This window comes from Azonexus sp., assembly GCF_036170495.1.
Taxonomy (GTDB): domain Bacteria; phylum Pseudomonadota; class Gammaproteobacteria; order Burkholderiales; family Rhodocyclaceae; genus Azonexus.
Genome location: NZ_JAVHPH010000205.1, coordinates 1 through 3827 on the forward strand (window position 1 = coordinate 1; position 3827 = coordinate 3827).

A 3827-nucleotide genomic window follows, 5' to 3' on the forward strand; every position below is an offset into this window, starting at 1 on the left:
GGCTGGCTGAAAATGCCGCGGCGGCGCAACCGGGGGCGGCGCCCGGCAAGAAGAACCGGCGCGATCCATGGCAAGACATCAAGGAGTACCTGACCACGCAAGCACCGGAAACCTTGATCGCGCTGTTAGTGGACGTGGCCCAGCGCCATGACTCGGCCGGAACCTGGCGGACTGGCCGAGCGCCTTTTCCGGCTTGAAACCACGCTGCCGTTCAATGTATGGAGCTTCGATGCTGCCACCTACCACGATGTCCTCGGCGAAGAAGGCCTGCGTCGCTACCGTGAGCTGGCCGAGGCGGCGTGGCGCAAGATCAAGCCACGCGACAGTCTGGACGGCCACGATGACAATCGATACCGGATCACCCGCATCATGGAGCAACTGGCCAAGGCGAGCGGCGACATCGAGGAGCTGGTGGCGATCAAGTCGCGGGATCTTTCATCCGGCTACCGCTATCTTGAGATCGCCGAGATATTGTCCAAGGCCAGTCAGTCGGACAAGGCGCTGGACTGGGCGGAGCGCGGCCTGAAGGCGTTTCCCGAGTGTCCCGACAACCGCTTGCGCGATTTTTTGGTGGCGGCCTACCTCAAGCGCAAACGGCATGACGAGGCGCTGCAACTCACCTGGATTCAGTTCGAGGAACGCCCGGTTCTCGAACACTACATCAAGCTGCATGATGTCGCCGACCAGCTCGATACCTGGCCGATGCAACGGGAGCGCGCATTGATCAAGGTCGACACGGTCGTTGCGCACGAGGCAGCGACGACCAACCGATGGAAGCCGAAACCGTCGCTTCCCAACTATTCGTTGCGCCTGCAGATCGCCTTGTGGGAGGAGGACCTCGATGCTGCCTGGTCGGTCGCGCACAAAGGAATCTGTGATCGCAGCCTGCTGATCACCCTGGCTGGGAAGCTGGAATCTGGTCGGCCAAGCGATGCGATCAGTCTCTACCGTCGGGTGGTGCCGCTCATCGTCGAGCAGACCAAGAACGCTGCTTACGATGAGGCAATCAAACTGATTCGCAAGGTCGGTGGCTTGATGAAAACGCCGGCACAGCTATCCGAATTTGGCGACTACCTGGCGGAATTGCACGTGCAGTTCAAGCCGAAACGGAATTTCATCAAGCTGCTTGATGGTGTCGCACGTTCCAGCTCAGGCACCAAAATTACCTTGTAAAATCCGTTCAGCCGTGACGCCTGCGCACGGTGTGTAGTCCTGTCCCTTCGGCCCAATATGACCCCTCTTCAGACAACGCTCTCCAGCACCTTCAACCGTTTTTTCGAATCGGAAAAATCGAGCGGTATCGTCCTGATTTTCTGCACGATCCTCTCGCTGCTCGTCGCCAATTCCGCCTTCGGGCCGGCTTATCTGGGTTTCTGGCAGGTCAAGGTGGTCGGGCTGAGTCTTGAGCATTGGGCCAACGATGCGTTGATGGCGGTGTTTTTCCTGTTTGTCGGGCTGGAACTGGAGCGTGAGCTCTATGTCGGCGAGCTGTCGAATTTTCGCAAGGCATTGCTGCCGATCATTGCCGCGGCGGGTGGCATCGTTGTCCCGGCGGGCATTCACTACGCGCTCAATGCCGAGCTGCCGACGCAGGCCGGGGCGGGGATTCCAATGGCCACCGACATTGCTTTCGCGCTCGGCGTGCTGGCCCTGCTCGGTGGTCGGGTACCGGCTTCGCTCAAGGTTTTCCTGACGGCGCTGGCGGTCATGGACGATCTGGGGGCGATTGTTGTCATCGCTGTTTTTTATACGACGCAGTTCTCGCCCGGCTATTTGCTCGCGGCATTTGCCGTATTTGGCTTGTTGGTCATTCTCAATCGCCTGCGCGTCATGGCGCTGCTGCCTTATCTGCTGGGCGGCGCACTGATGTGGGGCCTGATGCTCAAATCGGGCGTGCATGCGACCATCGCCGGGGTTTTGCTGGCCTTTGCCATTCCGTTCGCCGGCCGGGCGGAAGATGACACCTCTCCGTCGCACCGCCTGGAACATGCGTTGAACAAACCGGTGGCGTTTCTGATCCTGCCGATTTTTGCCTTGGCCAATACGGGGATCGTCATTTCGGCAGGTTGGCAGCAGGATCTGTGGTCGAGCAACAGCCTGGGCATTCTGGGTGGTCTCGTTCTCGGCAAGCCGCTGGGTATTTTCGTGGCCAGCCTGCTCGCCGTGGCGGTCGGGCTCTGTGCCCTGCCGGGCGATCTCAAGCGATGTCACCTTTTGGGTGCCGGCCTGCTCGGCGGCATCGGTTTCACGATGTCCATTTTCATTACCAACCTGGCTTTTCACGATAGTCCGAGCCTCATCAATTCGTCGAAAATGGCCATCCTTTTGGCGTCGCTGGCGGCGGGCGGGCTCGGATTCATCTGGCTCCGTTTTTTCAGCCCGGCGCCACGCCGGTGAATCGGGAGAAAAGCGGCTGGTAGTGGTCATTCGATGAGGCCGAATGGGCTTTCCGGCTCAAGGTCTGTCGCGCAGGGGAGTACACTGCGCGGTTTGCAATAGCGTGCAGGGGGGCGAATGAAGATACTGCTGGTGGACGATTCGCGAGCGATTGCCATGGTCATGCGGGCGCGACTGGAATCTTTTGGCTATGAGGTCAAGCATGCGATCAATGGCGAGATTGCGCTTGAATTTTTCCAGGCGGAAAACTTCGATCTGATCCTCATGGACATCGAGATGCCGGGCATGAACGGCTTTGAGGTAACGACCCGGATTCGTGCCCAGGAGGGCATGGAACCATGGGCCTGGACACCGATTATCTTCGTCACCGCGACCGACACCGACACTAACCTGGTGACGGCCATCGAAGCGGGGGGCGACGATTTCATGTCGAAAACCGTTCCGGAAAACGTCCTGCAGGCGAAGATGAAGGCCATGTCGCGGATCGCCGCCTTGCGCACCCGCCTGTGCCTGGCCAACGGCAAACTTCAGGATCAGGCCAATCGCGATGGCTTGACCGGCCTGCTTAATCGCCGCGCCATGGACATGCAGGTCGACATCGCCTGGGAGCGGGCACGACAATCAGATAAGCCGTTCAGTCTGTTGATGATCGACGTCGATAATTTCAAGAAATACAACGACCACTACGGCCACCAGGCCGGCGACGATTGTCTGAGGGCGATTGCCGCCTGCCTCGGTGAGCAGATTCAGCTGATCAACGACGACCGCACGGCGCCCGGGTCTTTTGTCGCCCGCTATGGCGGCGAGGAGTTCGCGGTGATTATTCCCGACGCCGCGCCGGGCGTGCACGCCGGTGTGGCGGCCAGCCTGGTCGAGGCGGTGGCCGCCCTGGGCATTCCCCATGAAAAAAACGGGGCCGCCGCTGTCGTCACCATTTCCCTCGGTGCCGCCTGCTTTCCCCACGCCATGGGCCAGATCAAGGCGCTTTTTCGGTTGGCCGATGACCTGCTTTACAAAGCCAAGGACGCCGGGCGCAACCGGGCGGAAGTGGCCTGAGGAAAGCAGCCGCCGGGCGGTGACATGCCAAATTCAGCCATTTTTTCCGGTTGACCGCAGCAGCCCACGGTCAACCGGAAAAAATGGCCAAAATTGAAACCGGTGGCGACGCCCGCCCCGGCGGAAAATGACTTGGTAATTTTGGCGCTTGCTGATTAGACTGAAATTCTTGCCGGTCGCGGTTTGATCGCCTCGGGCCCTTTCGCAGGAGTCCAACATGTCCGCTCTCGTCGCTTTCTGGAATCTCGAAAATCTCTTTGCTCCCGAAGGCTTTTCCGGGCGCGAGCCGTGGATCGCCAAGTCCTTGCAGAAGGATCTCAAAGGCTGGTCGGAGACGCTGTTCAAGCGAAAAATCGCCCAGCTGGCTTCGATCA

4 protein-coding genes are annotated in these 3827 nt (G+C 59.7%); all 4 read left to right on the plus strand.

Annotation, left to right across the window (positions count from 1 at the left end):
- Positions 1-197, plus strand: a 197-nt coding sequence (locus ADADOO_RS06820) for a hypothetical protein (protein WP_511276128.1), incomplete at its 5' end; no start/stop codon positions are given.
- A complete protein-coding gene (locus tag ADADOO_RS06825; protein WP_511276130.1) occupies positions 148-1173 on the plus strand; it encodes a tetratricopeptide repeat protein in 1026 nt (341 codons plus the stop codon). The genes ADADOO_RS06820 and ADADOO_RS06825, both read left to right, overlap by 50 nt.
- A 57-nt stretch (positions 1174-1230) precedes the next feature.
- Positions 1231-2397 (plus strand): Na+/H+ antiporter NhaA, encoded by a 1167-nt coding sequence (gene nhaA, locus ADADOO_RS06830; RefSeq protein ID WP_511276132.1) that lies wholly within the window; start codon positions 1231-1233, stop codon positions 2395-2397.
- A 117-nt stretch (positions 2398-2514) separates the two neighbouring features.
- Entirely contained in the window at positions 2515-3453 is a 939-nt protein-coding gene (locus tag ADADOO_RS06835; RefSeq protein ID WP_511276133.1) for a GGDEF domain-containing response regulator, read from the plus strand.
- Positions 3454-3827 lie beyond the last annotated feature (374 nt).